Source organism: Phenylobacterium sp. CCH9-H3 (genome assembly GCF_001557235.1).
Classification (GTDB): domain Bacteria; phylum Pseudomonadota; class Alphaproteobacteria; order Caulobacterales; family Caulobacteraceae; genus Phenylobacterium.
In genome coordinates, this window is record NZ_LSJI01000003.1 from 1 (window position 1) to 1,533 (window position 1,533).

The 1,533-nt window shown below is 69.3% G+C and carries 2 protein-coding genes; one reads left to right on the forward strand and one right to left on the reverse strand.

The window, feature by feature from the left end:
• On the forward strand, positions 1–634 hold a 634-nt coding region (gene gmk / locus AX721_RS00065; protein WP_068873887.1), incomplete at its 5' end, for a guanylate kinase.
• A gap of 79 nt (positions 635–713) precedes the next feature.
• Here gmk and AX721_RS27695 read toward each other — a convergent pair.
• The coding region (locus AX721_RS27695; RefSeq protein WP_197422409.1) for a hypothetical protein at positions 714–1,533 on the reverse strand (820 nt) is incomplete at its 5' end.

Sequence of the window (1,533 nt, forward strand, 5' to 3'; positions counted from 1 at the left end):
GGCGGGGAAGACCTCGCTGACCCGGCGGCTGGTGGCCGACCACTCGGACCTGACCCTGTCGATCTCGGCCACCACCCGCGCCGCGCGCCCGGGCGAGGAGGAGGGGCGCGAGTACTATTTCAAGACCCGCGAAGAGTTCGAGGCGATGATCGCTGAGGGCGCCTTCCTGGAGTGGGCGGTCGTCAACGGCAACTACTACGGCACGCCCAAGGCGCCGGTGATGGCGGCCCTGGAGGGCGGCCACGACGTGCTGTTCGACATCGACTGGCAGGGCGCGGCCCAGATCGCCGAGAAGGCGCCGGACGACAGCGTGCGCCTGTTCATCCTGCCCCCCGCCTGGGACGACCTGGAACGGCGCCTGCGCGCCCGGGCCCAGGACACCGAGCAGACCATCCGCGACCGCCTGGCGCTGGGCCGCGAGGAGATCCTGCACTGGACGAACTACGACTACGTCATCGTCAACAAGAACTTCGACCGGGCGTATGCGGATCTGGGCCACATCTATCGGGCGGAGCGGATGAAGCCGGGGCGCAACCCGTGGCTGCCCGGGTTCGTGGAGGATCTGCTGGCGGAGGGGGCGGCGGAGGCGCCGCCGCCGCCGAAGTCGCCGTTGATGCGGCCGGTGCAGAAGTAAGGGGGGTGGGCTTTGCCGAACCTCGCTCAGGGCGGGGCGTATCCCCGGTGGGGATGGCGTCGCTGACGGGGAACTGGCGCTAGTCGGTCTCTGGGACGGGGCCGACGTAGCGAAGCTGGCCAAGGGGTGGTCGCCACGCCATGCGTCGCGCCAGGTCGATCAGCTCGGCTTGCGAATTGATCGCGCAGTAGCGCGTCGGAAGGATGTCGATTGGGCCGGCGTCCCGCACCCGCTCGGCGGGACACTGCCGCTGGAGGATGCTGAACGACTGAATTCGCTCTTCGCCGCGCCGGCTCGCGAGAAGCATGTAGTCGCTGCCGGGCCGCGAGCCGGATTGCAGCGCCCAGAGCCGGACCGGGCCGCCCCGTCCCACGGCATCGCCCAGGTCGACGAGGGACGTGTATCTCAGACCGGTATGGCTGACGCCCTGCGGACTGTGGGTGCGGACTTCCGTCAGGTAGCAATGCGAAACGCCATAGTTCTGCAGCCTGATCCATTCTTCTGGCCCACGCTCGTCGCGTTCTACGCGCCATTGGCCCAGGGCGATCCTATGGATGCAGCCGAAGGAGTCCTGGGTCTGGAAGGGGCGAGGCCAGAGCTCACGATAGCCCCGCCAGAGCGGGAGATCGGCGTGGATGACATCCTCGAAGCGTTCGGCTCTTGCGCATGAGCTTATGCCCAGCACGGCGACGACGATGAATGGCAGCAGCTTCACCGTGGGATGATGCGTCGCGTTGCGAAGCTCGTCAAAGGTGCGGGGCGGTGGATGCGCCTGCGTGGGGTTGTCGAGCGCCGGGGGCGCGCGGCGGGGCGGCTTGATGCCTGCCGCTTCACCGCCCTGCCGGCGGCTCGCCCCCTCCACCCCCCGCTCTTCGGCCTGCGGCCTCGGCGGGCCGTCC